16 protein-coding genes are annotated in these 18,448 nt (G+C 71.8%); 6 read left to right on the top strand and 10 right to left on the bottom strand.

Annotation, left to right across the window (positions count from 1 at the left end):
- Positions 1-376 (bottom strand): endonuclease/exonuclease/phosphatase family protein (locus HLK59_RS38735; RefSeq protein ID WP_171146328.1); only part of this gene is annotated, 376 nt, incomplete at its 3' end.
- 36 nt (positions 377-412) lie between these two features.
- Here HLK59_RS38735 and HLK59_RS38730 point away from each other — a divergent pair.
- Positions 413-808 carry a nitroreductase/quinone reductase family protein gene (locus HLK59_RS38730; protein ID WP_171146327.1) on the top strand — a complete coding sequence of 132 codons (396 nt, stop codon included), beginning with the start codon at positions 413-415 and terminating at the stop codon, positions 806-808.
- On the opposite strand, the gene HLK59_RS38725 is transcribed toward HLK59_RS38730, so the two are convergent.
- From HLK59_RS38725 to HLK59_RS51525, 7 genes are all read right to left on the bottom strand, one after another.
- A complete protein-coding gene (locus HLK59_RS38725) occupies positions 805-1,581 on the bottom strand; it encodes an alpha/beta hydrolase (RefSeq protein ID WP_171146326.1) in 777 nt (258 codons plus the stop codon). The genes HLK59_RS38730 and HLK59_RS38725 overlap by 4 nt on opposite strands.
- A 38-nt stretch (positions 1,582-1,619) precedes the next feature.
- Complete coding sequence (locus tag HLK59_RS38720) at positions 1,620-3,071, bottom strand: aldehyde dehydrogenase family protein (RefSeq protein WP_171146325.1); 1,452 nt, start codon at positions 3,069-3,071, stop codon at positions 1,620-1,622.
- Positions 3,068-4,798: a D-aminoacylase gene (locus HLK59_RS38715; RefSeq protein WP_171146324.1), complete on the bottom strand. Its 1,731-nt coding sequence runs from the start codon at positions 4,796-4,798 to the stop codon at positions 3,068-3,070. The genes HLK59_RS38720 and HLK59_RS38715 overlap by 4 nt, the downstream gene beginning before the upstream one ends.
- Before the next feature lie 95 nt (positions 4,799-4,893).
- On the bottom strand, positions 4,894-6,012 hold the full coding sequence (locus HLK59_RS38710) for an LLM class flavin-dependent oxidoreductase (RefSeq protein ID WP_171146323.1): 1,119 nt from the start codon (positions 6,010-6,012) through the stop codon (positions 4,894-4,896).
- 100 nt (positions 6,013-6,112) lie between these two features.
- Positions 6,113-6,883, bottom strand: a complete 771-nt coding sequence (locus HLK59_RS38705) for an SDR family oxidoreductase (RefSeq protein ID WP_171146322.1) — start codon at positions 6,881-6,883, stop codon at positions 6,113-6,115.
- Positions 6,884-6,902: 19 nt separating this feature from the next.
- Positions 6,903-7,814, bottom strand: a complete 912-nt coding sequence (locus HLK59_RS38700) for a TIGR03619 family F420-dependent LLM class oxidoreductase (RefSeq protein ID WP_171146329.1) — start codon at positions 7,812-7,814, stop codon at positions 6,903-6,905.
- A complete protein-coding gene (locus HLK59_RS51525; RefSeq protein ID WP_171146321.1) occupies positions 7,811-9,049 on the bottom strand; it encodes an amidohydrolase family protein in 1,239 nt (412 codons plus the stop codon). The genes HLK59_RS38700 and HLK59_RS51525 overlap by 4 nt, the downstream gene beginning before the upstream one ends.
- A 321-nt stretch (positions 9,050-9,370) precedes the next feature.
- Here HLK59_RS51525 and HLK59_RS38690 point away from each other — a divergent pair, with 321 nt between their 5' ends.
- Positions 9,371-12,325, top strand: a complete 2,955-nt coding sequence (locus HLK59_RS38690) for an AfsR/SARP family transcriptional regulator (protein ID WP_171146320.1) — start codon at positions 9,371-9,373, stop codon at positions 12,323-12,325.
- A 220-nt stretch (positions 12,326-12,545) separates the two neighbouring features.
- A complete protein-coding gene (locus tag HLK59_RS38685; protein WP_171146319.1) occupies positions 12,546-12,746 on the top strand; it encodes a hypothetical protein in 201 nt (66 codons plus the stop codon).
- Positions 12,747-12,915: 169 nt separating this feature from the next.
- Here the strand turns inward: HLK59_RS38685 and HLK59_RS38680 are convergent, their stop codons facing one another.
- Positions 12,916-14,493, bottom strand: coding sequence for a FadD3 family acyl-CoA ligase (locus HLK59_RS38680; RefSeq protein ID WP_171146318.1), 1,578 nt, complete (start codon positions 14,491-14,493; stop codon positions 12,916-12,918).
- A 94-nt stretch (positions 14,494-14,587) separates the two neighbouring features.
- Here HLK59_RS38680 and HLK59_RS38675 point away from each other — a divergent pair, with 94 nt between their 5' ends.
- Genes HLK59_RS38675 through HLK59_RS38665 form a run of 3 tightly spaced genes read left to right on the top strand, consistent with a single transcriptional unit; the run spans position 14,588 to position 16,930 of the window.
- Entirely contained in the window at positions 14,588-15,748 is a 1,161-nt protein-coding gene (locus HLK59_RS38675; protein WP_171146317.1) for a lipid-transfer protein, read from the top strand.
- A gap of 4 nt (positions 15,749-15,752) precedes the next feature.
- Complete coding sequence (locus tag HLK59_RS38670) at positions 15,753-16,160, top strand: OB-fold domain-containing protein (protein WP_171146316.1); 408 nt, start codon at positions 15,753-15,755, stop codon at positions 16,158-16,160.
- Positions 16,145-16,930, top strand: a complete 786-nt coding sequence (locus HLK59_RS38665) for an enoyl-CoA hydratase/isomerase family protein (RefSeq protein WP_171146315.1) — start codon at positions 16,145-16,147, stop codon at positions 16,928-16,930. Before HLK59_RS38670 ends, HLK59_RS38665 begins: the two co-directional genes overlap by 16 nt.
- Before the next feature lie 160 nt (positions 16,931-17,090).
- Here the strand turns inward: HLK59_RS38665 and HLK59_RS38660 are convergent.
- The coding region (locus HLK59_RS38660; protein ID WP_171146314.1) for a PQQ-binding-like beta-propeller repeat protein at positions 17,091-18,448 on the bottom strand (1,358 nt) is incomplete at its 5' end.

Genomic DNA, 18,448 nt, shown 5'->3' with positions numbered 1-18,448 from the left:
GGACGGGGTGGTCGGGGGCGCCCAGCCGGGCGTAGAGGGCGAGGCGGCCGTCGTCGAGGTCGGGCGGGGCCGGCAGTCGCAGGACGTCCTGTTCCAGCAGCGGCCAGCGGCTCAGCACCGCGTTGCCGATGTCGACCGCCGGGTCCCCGATCCGCCGCTGCCAGCGCTCGGGCGCGGTCGAGGCGGCCCACGTCCAGTGCAGTCCGAGTTCCCCGGCGAGCCAGGCGGCGAGGTTCTCCCCGCTCCGCCGGTCGGCCCACACCTCCTGCAACCCCACGACGTCGGGCCGCAGTTCCCGCAGGACGGCGACGATCGCCTTCTGCCGCTCGGCCCACGGACCGAACCGCCACCACAGGTTCCACGTCACCACACGCATGGCCCACCACCACAATCTCCAGGAGACTCGGTAACCATGCCCCGCCACAACGAACGCAAATACCGGGCCGTGTCCGCCTTCCAGCGCCGGATCGGCAACCCGCTCCTGCGCCGCCTCCCCTTCCAGACCCTCCTGGAGACGACCGGCCGCACCTCCGGCCTCCCCCGCCCGACCCCGGTCGGCGGCCGCCGGGTCGGGGGCTCCTTCTGGCTGGTCTCGGAGTTCGGCGAACGCTCCCAGTACGTCCGCAACATCAAGGCCGACCCGCGGGTCCGGGTCCGTCTGCGCGGCCGCTGGCACACCGGAACGGCCCATCTCCTCCCCGACGACGACCCGGTCGCCCGGCTGCGGGGCCTGCCGCGCCTGAACAGCACGGCCGTGCGGGCGATGGGGTCGGGACTGCTGACGGTGCGGGTGGACCTCGACGGCTAGGAGGCTCTCGCGGCCGTCTCCAGCACCAGGTCCCGTACCGTCTCCGGCGCCCGCAGCGTCGGCAGGTGGTCGCAGTCCGGCAGGCGTACGAGGTGGCAGTCCGGGATCGCGGCGGCCATCGCCTCGTTGCAGCGGACCGTTCTGGCCGTGTCCTTCTCGCCGAGGAGGAGGGCGCAGGGCATGGTCAGTTCGCCGAGGCGGGGGAAGGCCGGGGGGTCCTCGGTCTGGTGGCCGTACGTCGTGAACCAGGCCGGGATCGCCGCCCGCAGCCACTCCGCGGCCCGGGTGTCGGGGGGTGTGCCGGCCGCCGCCCAGGTCTCCAGGGACAGGGCGAGCAGGCCGTCCATGTCGCCCGCGGCGGCCAACTCGCCGATCCTCGCGGTCAGTTCGGGGTCCTCCAGGTCCGGGTAGCCGGTGATGCCCGGCACCAGCAGCACCAGCCCCGCCACCCGCGACGGCTCGTTCAGCGTCCCGCTGACCGCGGTGACCCCGCCCATGCTCGTACCGACGAGGACCACGCGCCCCACGCCGAAGTGGTCGAGCACGGCCCGCAGATCCTCGGCCGGGGAGTAGGAGGTGGTGGGGTTCGGCGAGCGGCCGAAGCCCCGGGCGTCGTAGCGGATCACCCGGTGCCGGGCGGCGAGCTCCGGCAGCACGGGTTCCCAGCACCTGGAGTCCGCGATCCCGGGATGCAGGAGCACCACCGGGACCCCGTCGCCGCCCGTGTCCTCGGCCCAGACCTCGCCGTCCTTGACCCGCACCATGGTCTCCATGGGACGACTGTGCCCGAGCCGGGTGGTGGGGAACCGTCTCATCCCGGCCAGACGATCGCCTGCACCTCGCTGTACGCGTGCAGCGCGTACGACCCGACGTCCCGTCCGACGCCGCTCTTCTTGAACCCCCCGAACGGCGCCTCCATGTTCCGTCCGACGGTGTTCACCCCCACGCCGCCGGCCCGCAGCCGCCGTGCCACGCGGAAGGCGCGGGCGACGTCACCGGACCAGACGTAGTCGATGAGGCCGTAGTCGGAGTCGGCGGCGAGGGCGATGCCCTCCTCCTCGTCGTCGAAGGGCACCACGGACACGACCGGTCCGAAGATCTCCTCCCGGACGACCCGCATCCCGCTCGTGCAGTCGGCGAGGAGGGTGGGAGCGACGTAGAAGCCGTGGTCGTACGACGGCCGCTCGCCGCCCGTGACGACCACCGCGCCCTCCTTGCGCCCGATGTCGACGTAGGACTCCACCCGTTCCCGGTGCGCGGCGGAGATCACCGGTCCGACGACGGTGTCCGCCGCCCGCGGGTCCCCCACCTTCAGATGCCCGGCGTACGCGGCGAGCCCGTCCACGAGCCGCTGGTACACCCCGCGCTGCACGAGCACCCGGGTCGGCGCGGTGCAGATCTGCCCGCTGTAGAAGGAGAAGGTGGTCCCGATCCCGGCCACGGCGGAGGCGATGTCCGCGTCGTCGAAGACGAGGGCCGCCCCCTTCCCGCCCAGCTCCAGCAGCTGCCGTTTCATCCCGCGCCCGCACACCTCGCCGATGCGCTGTCCGACGGCGGTGGAGCCGGTGAAGGAGACCATGTCGACGTCGGGCGAGTCGACGGAGGCCTCACCGACCTCGGCCGACCGGCCGGAGACCACGTTGAGCACCCCTCTCGGCACCCCGGCCGCCTCCAGCGCCTCGGCCATCCGGTACACCGACAGCGGGTCCTGCGGGGCGGGCTTCACGACGACCGTGTTGCCCATGGCGAGGGCGGGGGCGATCTTGCCCGCCGGGTTGGCCCAGGGGTTGTTGTACGAGGTGATGCAGGTGACGACCCCGACGGGCTGGCGTACGGCCAGCGCGCCCATCACCCCGGCCCGGCCCATCGGCCCGGCCTCGTTGATCTGCGGCGGGATCGCCCACTCGGCGGGCTCCACGCGCGCGTACCGCTGGAAGCGGGCGGCGGCGACCCCGACCTGCATCGCCCGCGCGGTCCCGGTGGTGGCGCCGGTCTCGGCCTGGGCGAGCTCGGCGTACTCCAGGAACCTCGACCGGATGAGGTCGGCGGCCCGCGCGAGCACCGCGGCCCGTTCCCCGGGCTCCGTACGCGACCACGGACCGAAGGCCTCGCGGGCCGCGGCACAGGCCGCGTGCACCTGATCCCGCGAGGCCTCCGGCGCCCACCCGACGGTCCGTTCGGTCGCCGGATCGACGACCTCGTAGTGCCCGCCCGCCGGCTCGGTCCACGCGCCATCGACGAACAGCCGCTGTTTCGAGGTCACTTGGTCGCCACCGTCCGGGTGTCCCGCCCCGACCGCAGCACCTTGCCCGGCACGGCCCCGCTCACCACGTCGTCCCGGATCGCCTCGACGCCGTTGACCCACACGGCCCGTATCCCGATCGCCCGGGAGTCGAGGCGCGGACTGTCGCCCGGCAGGTCGTGCACCAGGGTGGCCGTGCCCGCGTCGATCCGTTCCGGGTCGAAGAGCACGAGGTCCGCATGGAAGCCCTCCCGGATCCGCCCGCGCTCGCGCAGCCCGAAGAGACGGGCCGGATCGTCGGTGAGCATCTTCACCGCCTGCTCCAGGGTGGCGAGCTTCCGCCCGCGCAGACAGTCGCCGATGAAGCGGGTGGTGTACGGCGCCCCGCACATCCGGTCCAGATGCGCCCCCGCGTCCGAACCGCCGAGCATGACGTCCTCGTGCTGCCAGGTCTCGGCGCGCAGCGCCCAGGAGGCGGGGTCGTTGTCGGTGGGCATGGGCCACAGGACCGTACGGAGATCGTCGGCGGCGCAGATCTCGACCAGGCAGTGGAAGGGGTCCTGCCCGCGTTCCGCGGCGATGTCCCGCACGACCCGCCCGCTGAGCCCGCGGTTCGCCTCGCTGTACGTGTCGCCGATGACGTACCGCCCGAAGTCGGCCAGCCGTCGGAAGACGCCCGCCTCCTTGGAGTTGGCACGTCGGAGCAGTTCGGCGCGTACGTCCGGGTCCCGGAGCTCGGCGATCCGCTCCGGGACGGGCAGCCCGAGGACGGGACCCCACCCGGGGATGAGGTTGAGCGCGCAGAAGGTGCCCAGGGACATGTTCATCGGCGTCAGGATCGGCATGGTCAGCGCGACGATCCGCCCGCCGGCCTTCCGCGCCTGCTCACTGGCGAACAGCTGCCGGGGCACGCGTTCGGGTACGGAGGCGTCCACGGTGAGGACGTTCCAGTTCAGGGGCCGTCCCGCCGCCGCGCTCATCTCCACGAACAGCTCGATCTCGGCGTCACTGAACTGGTCGAGGCACCCGGCGACGATCGCCTCGATCTGCGTGCCCTCGTGCTCGCCGACCGCCTTGGCGAGAGCGAGCAGCTCCGCGGGTCCGGCGTGCCGGGACGCGACGGGCTGTCCGTCACCGTCGGAGTGGGTGGACGACTGGGTGGTGGAAAGCCCCCAGGCCCCCGCGTCCATGGCCTCGTGGAACAGCCTCAGTATCGCGTCGAGTTGATCGGGCGTGGGCTGCCCCCCGACGGCATCCGGCCCCATGACGTACCGCCGCAGCGCGCAATGCCCCACCATGAAACCGGCGTTGATCGCGATCCGTCCTTCGAGGGCGTCCAGATACTCCCCGAAGGAGCTCCAGCTCCAAGGCGCCCCTTCTTCGAGAGCGACCAGGGACATGCCTTCCACCTTGGACATCATCCGGCGGGTGTAGTCGGCGTCCTCGGGACGATCAGGGTTGAGGGGCGCGAGGGTGAACCCGCAGTTCCCTGCGGCGACGGTGGTGACGCCGTGGTTGAGGGAGGGCGTGGCGTACGGGTCCCAGAACAGCTGGGCGTCGTAGTGCGTGTGCGGATCGACGAAACCGGGGGCGAGGATCAGGCCGGTGGCGTCTTCGGTGGTGCGGGCTTCCTCGGTGACGGTACCGATGACGGCGATACGGCCGTCGCGAATACCGAGGTCGGCGCTGTAGGAAGGGGCGCCGGTGCCGTCGACGATGGTCGCGCCCTTGATGACGTGATCGAGCACGGGGGTTCACCTCCTGGTTGGCGGCGGATCTACCTACCCAGGGGCGCGGGGAACTGCGCGACCAGCCACAGACAACCCGCACCCCGCAACGGCGCTTACGAGGCAGCCCGGAACCGGGAAGTCCGATGCACGGGATCCGTGTCGATCTTCGGAATCACATGCTCACCGATGAGCCGAATCGTCTGAAGCGTCTCCTCCTTCGGCACCCCCACCGGCAACCCGAAGCTCAACTGGTCCGCCCCGGCCTGCTCCCACCGCTTGCACTGCGTGAGCACCTCGTCCGGGTCCCCGCAGATCAGCAGCTCCTCCTCGATGAGCAGCTCGACGAACTCCGGGGTGTACTCCGGCAGCGTCTCCGGCCACACCGGGAACCCCTCGGGACGAGGGAACGTGTCGTGGTACCGGAACACCAGCGAGGGCAGATAGTGCAGCCCACCGTTCACGGCGACCTGGATGGCCTCGGCGTGGGTCGGCGCGCAGATCGCGGTCGTCGTCACCATCACGTTGTCGTTGACGAAGTCCCCGATCGGCTCCGCGTTCACGATCGCCGTCTTGTACTGCTCCAGCACCCACTCCATGTCGGACACCTTCTGGATGCTGAACCCGAGCACCCCGAGGCCCTTGCGCGCCGCCATCCCGTACGACGGCGGCGATCCGGCGGCGTACCACATCGCGGGGTGCGACTTCCCGTACGGCTTGGGCAGCACCTTGCGCGGCGGCAGCTGCCAGTGCTTGCCCTGGAAGCCGACGTACTCGTCCTGGAGCCACATCTTGGGGAACTCGGCGATGGTCTCTTCCCAGATCTCCTTGGTGTAGTTCATGTCGGTGATGCCGGGAAGGAAGCCGAGGATCTCGTGCGACCCGGCCCCCCGCCCGCTGCCGAACTCGAAGCGGTTGCCGGTGAGATGGTCGAGCATGGCGACCTTCTCGGCGACCTTCACGGGGTGGTTGACCTGGGCGAGGGGGTTGAAGATGCCCGAGCCGAGGTGGATCCGTTCCGTCGCGTGCGCCAGGTATCCCAGGAAGACGTCGTTCGCGGAGAGGTGCGAGTACTCCTCCAGGAAGTGGTGTTCGGAGGCCCAGGCGTACTTGAAACCGGACTTGTCCGCCTGGATGACGTACTCGGTCTCCTCCATCAGCGCCTTGTGCTCGGCCAGCGGGTCGGTCTCGGCGCGTTTGCCCACGTATCCCTGTACAAAGAGCCCGAATTCCAAGGAGGTTCACCGTCCCCACGAGTCATTACCTGACGCATCGTCAGATTCACTGCCCAGACTGTTCCACCGGCCGCATGGAGCGTCAATAGCTGACGAGCCGTCAGCTGAGACTGACTCCCGCCAGCCAGCCGCCGTCGATCACGAAGGGCTGCCCGGTGATGTACGAGGAGTCGTCCGAGGTCAGGAAGAGCGCCAGCCGCGCCACCTCCTGCGGCTGCCCGATCCGCCCCAGCGGCACGAGCTTGCGGTAGAGCTTCCCGACCGCCCGCGAGGTCTCCTCGGTATCGCCTTCGGGGTCGAGGAGGGCGGGGTTGGACATGGCGGTGTCGATGGCCCCGGGGCAGACCGCGTTCACGCGGATCCGCCGCCGCGCCAGCTCCAGCGCGGCGACCCGGGTGAGACCGAGGATCGCGTGCTTGGTGGCGGCGTACGACCCGACGGCCGCCATCCCCGTGACCGCCGTGTAGGAGGCGGTGTTGACGATGGTCCCCCCGTCGGTCATCTCGGGGGCGACGGTCTTGATGCCGAGGAAGCAGCCGACCTGGTTCACCTGGACGACCTGCATGAACTCGTCGAGGGGGGTGTCGAGGAGGGAGTTGAAGCGCAGGATGCCGGCGTTGTTGACGAGCCCGTCGACATGGCCGTACCTGTCCTTCGCGGCCGTGACGGCGGACCGCCACTGCTCCTCCTCGCCCACGTCGAGATGGACGTACGAGGCTCCGATCTCCTTCGCGAGGGCCTCCCCCTGGTCGTCGAGCACATCGGCGACCAGGACCTCGGCCCCCTCCTCCCTGAAGAGCCGCGCCTCGTGCTCCCCCTGTCCGCGCGCCGCGCCGGTGACGATGACGACGCGTCCGTCCAGCTTGCCCATGCGGTGACTCCTGTGTCGGTCAGAGGTGGGGTGCTACGTCGGTGCCGAACGCGCTGATCTGGTCGGTGAGTTCGCCGCCGCTGCGGCTGCGGAAGCGGACCTGGATCTGGTCGACGCCCATCTCGCCGTAGGCCCGCAGGGATGCGGCGAGTTGCTCGGGGTCGCCGCTGAGGGTGCGGCGCCCGACCTCCCAGGTGGGCCGGCCGATGTAGAGCGGCTCGGCGATGGCACCGATGGTGAACGGGCCCTGCTTCTCCCGGCGCAGCTCCCGGATGCGGGCGATCTGCGCGGGCAGCCGGTCCCGCGGGTCGCCCTGCGGCAGCCAGCCGTCGCCCTTGAGCGCGGCGCGGCGGACGGCGGCGGGCGAGGAGCCGCCGACCCAGAGGGGGACCTGCGGCTGGGCGGGGCGGGGGCGTTGGCCCAGTCCCTCGAAGTCGTAGAGCTTGCCGTGGTGTTCGGGGAACTCCTCGGGGCCGAGGGACGCGCGCAGGGCGTCGAGGCACTCGTCGAGAACGGCGCCGCGCTGCCGGAAGTCGAACCCCAGCGCCTCGAACTCCTCCTGCACATGCCCGGCCCCGACCCCGAGGATCAGCCGCCCGCCGCTGAGGTGATCGAGGGTCGCGTACTGCTTGGCGGTCAGGAGCGGGTGCCGCAGTCCGACCACGGCGACATGGCTGAGGAGCCGTACGCGCTCGGTCGCGGCGGCGAGGTAGGCGAGGGTGGCGACGGGGTCGTACCAGACCGTGCTCATCGCGGGGGCGAGCCGGCGCGGGATGGCGACGTGGTCGCAGCAGGCGATGTAGGCGAAGCCGGCGCGGTCGGCGGCCCGGGCGATGTCGAGGAGGTCGGCGGGTCCGGCGGCGGCCTCCCAGGGTTCGGCGTAGATCGTGCTCTGGGACTGGACGGGAAGCTGGATGCCGTACTCGGTCACCTGGCCCACAGCCCCTCCGGGGTGAGTCCGAGGAGTTCGATGGCGTTGCCCCGCACGATCCGCTCGACGAGGTCGGGGGCCAAGTGCCCCATCTGGGCCTCGCCGACCTCCCTCGACTTCGGCCAGGTCGAGTCGGAGTGGGGGTAGTCGGTCTCGTAGAGGACGTTGCCGACCCCGATGGCGTCGAGGTTCTTCAGCCCGAAGGCGTCGTCGAAGAAGCAGCCGTAGACGTGCTCGGCGAACAGCTCGGACGGCGGCCGGTGGACCTTGTCGGCGACTCCGCCCCAGGCGCGGTTCTCCTCCCACACCACGTCGGCGCGTTCGAGGATGTAGGGGATCCAGCCGATCTGCCCTTCGGCGTACATCACCTTCAGGTTGGGGAAGCGCTCGAACTTGCCGCTCATCAGCCAGTCGACCATCGAGAAACAGCAGTTGGCGAAGGTGATGGTGGAGCCGACGGCGGGCGGGGCGTCGGCGGAGGTGGACGGCATACGGCTGGAGGAGCCGATGTGCATGGCGATGACGGTGCCGGTCTCGTCGCAGGCGGCGAGGAAGGGGTCCCAGTCGTCGGTGTGGACGGAGGGCAGGCCGAGATGCGGGGGTATCTCGGAGAACGCGACGGCCCGGACGCCGCGCGCGGCGTTGCGCCGGACCTCCGCGGCGGCCAGCTCGGCGTCCCAGAGAGGGATGAGGGTGAGCGGTATGAGCCGGCCCCGCGCCTGCGGGCCGCACCACTCCTCCACCATCCAGTCGTTGTAGGCCTGGATGCAGAGCAGGCCCAGCTCGCGGTCCGCGGCCTCGGTGAAGGTCTGGCCGCAGAAGCGAGGGAAGGTCGGGAAGCAGAGGGCGGACTGGACGTGGTTGACGTCCATGTCGGCGAGGCGGGACGGGACGTCGTAGGACCCCTGCCGCATCTGCTCGTAAGTGATGACTTCGAGCTTGATCTCGTCCCTGCTGTAGCCGACGGCGGTGTCGAGGCGGGTGAGGGGCCGGTGCAGGTCCTCGTAGACCCACCAGTCGCCGAGGGGGCCGTCGGTGCCGGGGGCGCCCATCACGGGCTTGAAGCGGCCGCCGAGGAAGGTCATCTCCTTCAGCGGGGCGCGGACTATGCGGGGCCCGGTGTCCAGGTACTTCTTCGGAAGCCGGTGCTGCCAGACATCCGCCGGCTCCACGGTGTGGTCGTCGACGGAGATGATCAACGGAAGGGCCGGGGTGGTGTCCGTGGTCTCGGTCATGGGGGTCACGGTAGCGCCGATCTGACGACCCGTCAGCTGCGCGGGCGGGGGCCAATGGTGGCGGTTTGTGTGCGGAAGTGTGCGAAGAGCACGTGAGGGCCTTGTGATATCCCGCGCGCCTGCCTGTGATCGGGGTCTCCACAGCTGACGCATCTGCCATGAACAAGGCAAACTGGCGTGGTTGCTCACTGTGTCTGGTGCCTGTCGTCACACTCCCGTCGTCCGCCCGGAGGGCGGGCCGCGCGGCGTCAGGTGCGTGCTCTGCGCGCATGGCGCCGTGCGGCAGGCGGGAATTTGACGACAGGCCCTAGGGGGACGGCGATGGACGGAGTACCGCGGGTGCCTGAGCAGCGGCGTCCCGGCTCCTCGGCGGAGGCGGAGCTGCCGCTGCGCTTCAGCGTGCTCGGACCGGTCCGGGCCTGGCGCGGCGAGGAGTCCTTGCCCATGGGCTCCCCTCAGCAACGGGCGCTGCTGGCCGCCCTGTTGCTGCGGGAGGGCCGTACGGCCACGGCGGCCGAACTGATCGACGCCCTGTGGGGCGAGGAGTCACCGTCCCAGGCGCTGGCGGCGCTGCGGACGTACGCCTCCCGGCTGCGCAAGGTCCTGGACCCCGACGTCCTGGTCAGCGATGCCGGCGGCTACGCGATCCGCTCGCTGGGCGAGGGCGCGCTCGACCTCACGGTGGCCCAGGAGCTGGCCACGGCGGCGGAGAAGGCGCGCGGCGCCGGCGATCTGTGCCACGCGCGGGACGTGCTGGGCCGGGCGCTCGCCCTGTGGGACGGCGAGGTACTGGCGGGAGTGCCGGGCCCCTACGCGTCCTCGCAGCGGGTCAGGCTGGAGGAATGGCGGCTCCAGCTCCTGGAATCCCGCCTGGACATGGACCTGGAGCAGGGCTGCCACGCGGAGGCCGTCTCGGAACTGACGGCCCTCACCGCGGCCCATCCGCTCCGGGAGCGGCTGCGCGAACTCCTCATGCTCGCCCTGTACCGCAGCGGGCGCCAGGCGGAGGCGCTGGCGGTCTACGCCGACACCCGCCGCCTGCTCGCGGACGAACTGGGCGTGGACCCCCGCCCCGGCCTCCGGGACCTGCAACAGCGGATCCTCCAGGCGGACCCGGGGCTCGCGGAACCCCTGTCCCCGCAGCCGGAACCCGCCGCCGCGCCGGTCCGCCCGGCGCAACTGCCCGCGACGGTCCCGGACTTCACGGGCCGCGCCTCCTTCGTGTCCGACCTGGGCGAGGTTCTGGCATCGGCGGAGGGCCGCGTGATGGCGGTGTCGGCGCTGGCGGGCATCGGCGGCGTCGGCAAGACGACCCTGGCGGTGCACGTGGCACACCAGGCACGCGGGGCCTTCCCCGACGGTCAGCTGTACGTCGATCTCCAGGGCGCGGGGTCCCGGGCGGCGGAGCCGGAGGCCGTACTGGGCTCGTTCCTGCGGGCGTTGGGCACGGCCGACTCGGCGATCCCGGACTCCCTGGAGGAGCGGGCGGCGCTGTACCGCTCGGTCCTGGACGGCCGCCGGGTGCTGGTGCTGCTGGACAACGCGCGGGACGCCGCCCAGATACGTCCGCTGCTCCCCGGCACGGAGGGCTGCGCGGCGCTGGTGACCTCCCGGGTGCGGATGGTGGACCTCGCCGGGGCGCACCTCGTCGACCTCGACGTGATGTCGCCGGACGAGGCCTTGGCGCTCTTCACGAAGATCGTGGGCGAGGAACGGGTGGGCAGCGAGCGGGACGCCGCCCTGGACGTGGTGGCGGCGTGCGGTTTCCTGCCGCTGGCGATCCGCATCGCCGCGTCGCGCCTCGCGGCCCGCCGCACCTGGACGGTGTCCGTCCTGGCGGCGAAGCTGGCGGACGAACGCCGGCGCCTGGACGAACTCCAGGCCGGGGACCTCGCGGTGAAGGCGACCTTCGAGCTGGGCTACGGCCAGCTGGAGCCCGCCCAGGCCCGCGCCTTCAGGCTGCTCGGACTGGCCGACGGCCCGGACATCTCGCTCGCCGCGGCAGCCGCGGTACTGGACCTGGCGGTGGAGGAGACCGAGGACCTCCTGGAGGCCCTGGTCGACACGTCCCTGCTGGAATCGGCGGCGCCCGGCCGCTACCGGTTCCATGATCTGGTGCGGCTCTACGCGCGTGCGTGTGCGGAGCGGGACGAGTGGCCGCCCGGTGAGAGGGGGGCGGCGCTGTCCCGGCTGCTCGACTTCTATCTGGCGACCGCGGCCGGGGTGTACGCGATCGAGCGGCCCGGGGACCGGCTGGTGGACCATCTCTACCCGACCGGTAACGCGGGCCTGACGTTTCCCGACCGGCACACGGCCCGGGACTGGCTGTACTCCGAAGCCGTGCCGCTCCTCGCCTGCGTCCGGCAGTCGGCGCAGGGAAGCACGCTGGGACGCGCGGTCGACCTCCTGTGGGCCTCCGTCGACCTTGCCGAGTCGGGTGCCAACGCGAAGGAGTACGAGGCCTCCGCCACCACCCTGCGAGATGCCGCACGTGCTGCCGGGGACGTGCGCGCCGAGGGCCGGGCCTCCGTCGTACTGAGCAACGCGCGACTGTTCTCCGGTCAGTTCGACCTCGCGTACCCGGAGGCGCGGGAGGCCATCCAGCTCGCCGAGGCCACGGACGACCCGCTGCCCTCCTGCTGGGCGGCGAACATCCTCGGAAGCATCGCGTTCTACAAGAACCGCCACACGGACGCCGAACGCTACTTCAGCCAGGCGATCGACAAGTTCCGCGGCTCCGGCGACCTGGCGGGTTCCGCCAGCCCGCTGTGCAACCTGTCCCGGCTCCACCTCGCCACCGGGCGGGCGGACACGGCCGTCGCCCTGGCCCGCCAGGGAGCCGACATCTACCAGGAGCTGGGCCACACCCTCAGGGGAGCCAACGGTCGCTACGCCCTCGGGATGGCTCTGGGGAAGACCGGACAGCACACCGAGGCCGCCGAGCAACTGGAAGAGGCCCTGCGAGTCTTCCGCGACAGCCGTCAGCGCCTGTGGGAGGGGATGACCCTCTGCCGTCTGGCGGAGGTCGAACTGGACGCGCGCAAGCCGGCGCCGGCCGCGAGCAACGCCGAGATGGCGCTCACCGTCCTCAGGGGCATCGGGGGCGAGTGGCGCCGAGGACACGTCCTCACGGTCCTCGGCCGGGCGCTGAACGGCATCGGCCACTCCGGCAGGGCGCAGGTCTGCTGGCGCGAGGCCCTGGAGATCTACGAGCGGTTGAACTCGCCGGAGGCGGCCGAGGTGCGTGCGCTCCTGACGCCTGTCGCCGCCGCCTGAGGGTGTTCGTGGTGCGCGGCCGCGTTCATCGTTCGTTTATCGCGGCCCGGCAGGCTCTGTGTTGTCGATCCGTCGCGTCGGGGGGCAGACGGATCGCTGGTAAGGCCGCAGCGCCCGCGGTTCAGGGTGAGCGGCCCGAGCAGCCCACCCGGGCACCCACGGGGGAGTGACCGGGTGGGCGCTCAGTTCCACGATGATCCGCCCCAGGGGAGGCAGCACGATGAGCAGCACCGAGAAAGACCCGGTCGTCAAGCCGGACAACACCCACGTCACCGACGTCGACAGCGGCGAGGACATCAAGCCGCTCAACACCCACGTGACGAGCAGCCCGATCAAGCCGCTCAACACCCACGTCACCGACGTGGACGAAGAGGTCGTGGCCACCCCGGACAACACACATGTCACGGAAGAGCCCGCCTGATCAGACCCTTTTCCCACACGGGGATCGGCCGCGGCGGCGCGGAGGGGGAGCCGTCGCGGCCGAGGCATGCCCGGGGAACGGCCCGGGACATCCGGTCCAGGACGACCAGCGCCAAGAAGATCCTCGTCACCGTCGCCCTTGCCGTCGCCGCGGCGGACGGGTCTGCCGGTCACCCCCGCAATTCGCCCTTCAGCACCTTTCCGCTCGCGTTTCTCGGGAGTTCGCCGACGAACTCCACGGTCCTGGGGACCTTGTAGTTCGCCATCTCCCGGCGTGCCCATGCGATCAGGTCGTCGCCCGTCGTCACCGCGCCCGGTCGCCGCACGACGTACGCCTTTCCCACCTCGCCGAGCCGGGGGTCGGGGACGCCGATCACCGCGACGTCGGCCACGTCCGGGTGCAGGCCGAGGAGTTGCTCTATCTCCGCCGGGTAGGCGTTGAAGCCGCCGACGATGAACATGTCCTTGAGGCGGTCGGTGATGCGGAGGTTGCCCGCCTCGTCCAGGACGCCCACGTCACCCGTCCGCAGCCAGCCGTCCGGTGCCAGGACCTCCGCCGTCGCCGTCTCGTCCTCGTAGTAGCCCCGCATGACGTTGAAGCCCCGGACCAGCACCTCACCCGGGACCCCGGGCGCCACCGCCCGGCCCGCGGCGGACACCACCCGGACCTCCGTTCCCGGGATCGCCCTGCCCGACGTGGACGCGATCACCGCGGGCTCGTCGCCGCGGCGGCACATCGTCACCACGCCGCTCGCCTCCGACAGGCCGTACGCCGTCAGGACCGTCTCCACGCCCAGCTCGGTCCGCAGCCGCTCCACCAGGGTCAGGGGGACCACCGCCGCGCCCGTGACCACCAGACGCAGCGCCGACAGGTCGTACGCGTCGCGAGCGGGGTGGTCCAGCAGGGACTGGTGGAGGGTCGGCGGGCCCGGGAGGACCGATACGCGCTCCGAGGCGATGTTCGCCAGGGCCGTGTCCACGTTGAACACCGGCTGGGGGATCATCGTCGCGCCCCGCATGAGGCAGGCGATCACGCCCGCCTTGTAGCCGAAGGTGTGGAAGAACGGGTTCACGATCAGATAGCGGTCGCCCCGGCGCAGACCCGCCAGGTCGCTCCACACCTCGTAGGCCCGCAGTGTCTGGGCGTGGGTGATCACCGCGCCCTTCGGGCGGCCCGTCGTGCCCGAGGTGAAGACGATGTCCGAGGGCCACGCACCGCGTACCGAGGCCGCCCGGGTCCGTACCTCCGCCTCGCCCACGCCCTCCCCGCTCGCCAGGAAGTCCTTCCACGTCCAGTAGTCCGCCGGGGCGTCGTCCGACAGGACCACGACCTGCGCGAGCGCCGGCAGCCCGGGCCCTTCCGCGACCGCCCGCCGCAGCGACGCCACGTACGACGTCCCCAGGAAGGTCCCGGTCACGAACAGCAGCCGCGCCCCGCTGCGGCGCAGCACGTCCGCCGCCTCCGTGCCCTTGAACCGGGTGTTCAGCGGGACCAGCACCGCGCCGGCCGACACCGCGCCCAGCGCCGAGACCATCCAGTCCAGGGAGTTGGGGGCCCAGATCGCGACCCGGTCGCCCGCCTCCACCCCGTTCGCCACGCACGCCGCCGCCGCGCGTTCCACCCGGGCGCCCAGTTCGGCGTAGGTCACCCGGGTACGGCCCTCCACCACGGCTTCCACGTCCGCGTACCGCTCCGCCGCCGACCGGACCAGACCCGGAACGCTGCCCCACTCCACGTCTCCGCGCACAACCAGCCTCCAGAACCCAGTAGCTGACTACCCGTCAGATTAGCTGTAGCCTGACGCACTGTCAGCCCGGCGGACAGTCCCGCGGAGGTTCCCCATGACAGGTCGCACGACAGGGCTCAAGGACGCCACCGCCATCGTCGGCATAGGCCAGACGCCCTTCGCCAAGAACCTTCCCGAGGACGAGAGAACGCTCGCCTGCCGCGCGGTCCTCGCCGCTCTCGACGACGCCGGTATCGCCCCGGGAGAAGTCGACGCCCTCGCCTCCTTCACCATGGAGGAGACCGACGAGGTGGAGCTCGCGAAGGCCGTCGGCTTCGGTGATCTGACCTTCTTCAGCAAGGTCGGCTACGGCGGCGGGGGCTCCTGCGCGACCGTCGCCCATCTCGCCGCCGCCATCGCCACCGGGCAGGCGACCGTGGGGGTCGCCTGGCGGTCGCGCAAACGCGGGTCGGGGCCCCGGCCCTGGCGGAACACGGATGTCCAGCTGCCGACTCCCGCCCAGTGGACCCGGCCCTACGGGCTGCTGCGGCCCGTCGACGAGATCGCCATGCTCACCCGCCGCTACATGCACGAATACGGCGCCACCCGGGATCACTTGTTCAACGTCGCCCTCGCCTGCCGGAACAGGGCCAACCAGAACCCCGCCGCCGTGATGTACGAACGACCCCTCACCCGCGAGATGTACATGACCTCCCGCTGGATCAGCGAGCCGCTGTGCCTCTTCGACAACTGCCTGGAGACCGACGGCGCGTTGGCGTGTGTCCTCGTCAGCAGGGAGCGGGCACGGGACGGCCGCCACGCGCCCGTCTACGTCCACGCCGCCGCCCAGGGGCTGCCCGCCCAGCACCACGGCATGGTCAACTACTGGAACGACGACCCGCTCACCGGCCCGGCCTGGACCGCCGCCCGGCATCTGTGGAAGCACGCCGACCTCACCCCGCAGGATGTCGACGTCGCCCAGATCTACGACGCGTTCACCGCCCTCATACCGCTCTCCCTGGAGGGCTACGGCTTCTGCGGGCGCGGCGAAGGCGGCGCCTTCACCGAGCAGGGCGCGCTGGAGATCGGTGGACGGCTGCCGCTCAACACCGGCGGAGGCGGGCTCAGCGAGGCCTATGTGCACGGCTTCAACCTCATCAACGAAGGCGTCAGGCAGCTGCGCGGCACCAGTACCGCCCAGGTCCCGGGCGCCGAGACCTGCCTGGTCACCGCCGGTGAGGGTGTCCCCACGTCCGCTCTCCTGCTGAGGAAGTAGGCCGATGCTCACCCCCGTCACCGACTCCGACGGCGCCCCCTTCTGGCGCTACGCCGCCCAGGGCGAACTCAGGGTCCAGTCCTGCGCCGACTGCCACGAACCCCGCTTCCCGCCCCGGCCCTGCTGCCCGCACTGCCAGTCCTTCGGGACCGAGTGGCGGCAGCTGTCCGGGCACGGCCGCATCTGGTCCTACGTCGTCCCCCATCCCCCGCTCCTTCCGGACTACGCGGCGCAGGCGCCGTACAACGTGGTCCTCGTCGAGCTGGCGGAGGCCCCCCGGATACGGCTCGTCGGCAATCTGGTGAGCTCGGCGGGGGCGCCGCTCGACTCCCTGGACCCGGGGCGCGTCCGTATCGGCGCGCGGGTGCATGTGGTGTTCTCCGACGGGCTTCCGCAGTGGGTGCTGTCGTGAGCGGGCTGGGGGTCGGCGTCGACAAGGACTCCGGGGTCGCCGTCGTCACCCTCGACCGGCCGCACAGGCTCAACGCGATCGATCTCGCCCTGCGGGACGAACTCGTGGCGTGCTGGCGGGAGTTGCGGTTCGACGACACCGTGCGGGCGATCGTCCTCACCGGGGCGGGCGAGCGCGCCTTCTGCACGGGCCTCGACCGGAGCGCGGAGGTTCCGCAGCCCGGCTCCCCCTACATGGCCGACGATCCGCTGCTGCGGGTCGGACCCAAGTCCAACGACCTCTGGAAGCCCGTCGTCGCGGCCGTACGGGGAATGGCCTGCGGAGGCGCCTTCTACCTGCTCGGGGAGAGCGAGTTCGTCGTCGCCGACACGACAGCGGCGTTCTTCGATCCGCACACGACGTACGGCATGGTCAGCGCCTACGAGTCGGTCCTCATGGCGCAACGGATGCCGTACGGCGAGGTCGCCCGGATGATGCTCATGGGGACCGCCGAGCGGATCTCCGCGCAGCGGGCCCACGAGACCGGGCTGGTCTCCGAACTGACCGAACCCGGGGCCGCTCTGGAGGCCGCGGTGCGGTGCGCCACGGTCATCGCCGGGTATCCGCCCGAGGGTGTGCAGGGCACCGTCCGGGCCCTGTGGGCGGCCAAGGAGGCGGCTCTCGCCGCCGGGTTCGCGCAGGCCCCGCATCTCATCTCGCTCGGGAACCTGCCGGACGCGCGGCAGGCGGAGCTGTTCGCCGCCCGCCGCCCGGAGTTCAGGACACGCTGAGCCGTCCGGCGCCGCGCCCTCGTATCGCGCCCTCCCCGGACCGGGCGTAGCGTCTGGGATGAGAGCGGCGAAGTTTCAGGGACTCACGCTCTCCGCAGCGACGGCCGCCGTCCGGAACCCCTTCCGAGCGCCCGGTACGACGGCCGTCCGACCCGATGGATCACGCCGTTCTGGCCGTCCCCGTCCCCTTCTCCGCGTCCAGCGCGTACACGCAGCGGTCCTTGCTGCACGCGTACACGACGCCGTCCTTCACGACCGGGGCGCCGGTGATCTCGCCGCCGGTCGCCAGTTTCCAGCGCAGCCGGCCGTCGTCGGCCTTCAGGGTGTACAGCAGGTGGTCCGTGGAGCCGAAGTGGATACGGCCCTCCGCCACCGCGGGCGCGCCCACGATGTCGCCGCCCGCCTGGAAGCGCCACTTGGGTGTGCCGGTGACCGCGTCCAGGGTGTAGAGCCCCTTGCCGCTGCCGACGTGCACATGCCCCGCCACCACCAGCACCGGCTCGATCGAGGCCCGGGCCTCGGTGGCGATGCGCCAGCGGTCGCGGCCGTCGGCGGCGTCGAGGGCGTAGACCGTGCCGAGGTAGTCGGCCAGGTAGACGCCACCGCCGGTGACGGCCGGGCCCGGCACGAAGGCGGGCGGGCAGAGGAAGACCGCCGGGGCCTCGAAGTGCCACTTCACATGGCCGCTCGCGATGTCCAGCGCGAGCACCCGGGTGCCGGCCGAGACGTACACATAGCCGTCCGGCGCCTGTGTCACCCGTACCGGTACGCCGCCGCAGGAGGCCGCGTCGCCGATGGGGTAGGACCAGCGCTCGTCGCCGGTGCGGGCGTCCAGGGCGCGCAGCCGGGCGTCCTGCCAGACGTACACCGTGCCGTCGTGCAGTGCCGGGCCGGCCTCCGGGGACTCGAAGTCCGTCTGCGCCCCGCTGATCTCCCACAGCTTCTGGCCGCCCGAGGCCTCCCAGCCCTGGACGCCGCCGCCCCGGCTGCCGGTGACGACCGTGCCCCGGTCGGCCTTGAGCGAGTACACCCAGGCGTCCGTCTGGATCCGCCACAGGTCGGCGCCCTCGCGGGCCTCCAGGGCGAACAGGGTGGGGCCGTCGGAGGCGTGGATACGGCCGTCCGCGACCGCCATCGACCAGGCGACGTCCCGGGTCTTGAAGCGGCGGCGGCCGGTGGCCACGTCGAGGGCGTGCACCTCGAAGGAGGTGACGTAGACGAGGTCGCCGGCGACGGATGGGGTCCCCCATACGTCGTTCGACATGCGGAAACGCCAGGGCCGCCAGCCGCCGCCCGGCTCCTGCGCGGGCGGTGCGGGGACGGCGGGGCCCACGGCGGCGTCCGTGCCGTTGACGCCGGGGCGCGGCCTGGACCAGCTCGCGACCAGGCCGGCCTCCGGCGGCGGCGCCTTCACTGCGGCGGCGCGGGCGTCGGCGACGCGCGGTCCGGGCCCGATGGGCACCTGGGCGCCCACCAGGCGCACCGGGCCGGTGTCGGGGGCGCCGACGGGCACGGGGG

Source organism: Streptomyces sp. S3(2020) (assembly GCF_013044505.1).
Taxonomy (GTDB): Bacteria; Actinomycetota; Actinomycetes; order Streptomycetales; family Streptomycetaceae; genus Streptomyces.
This window is presented reverse-complemented; position numbering and strand designations above follow the sequence as displayed.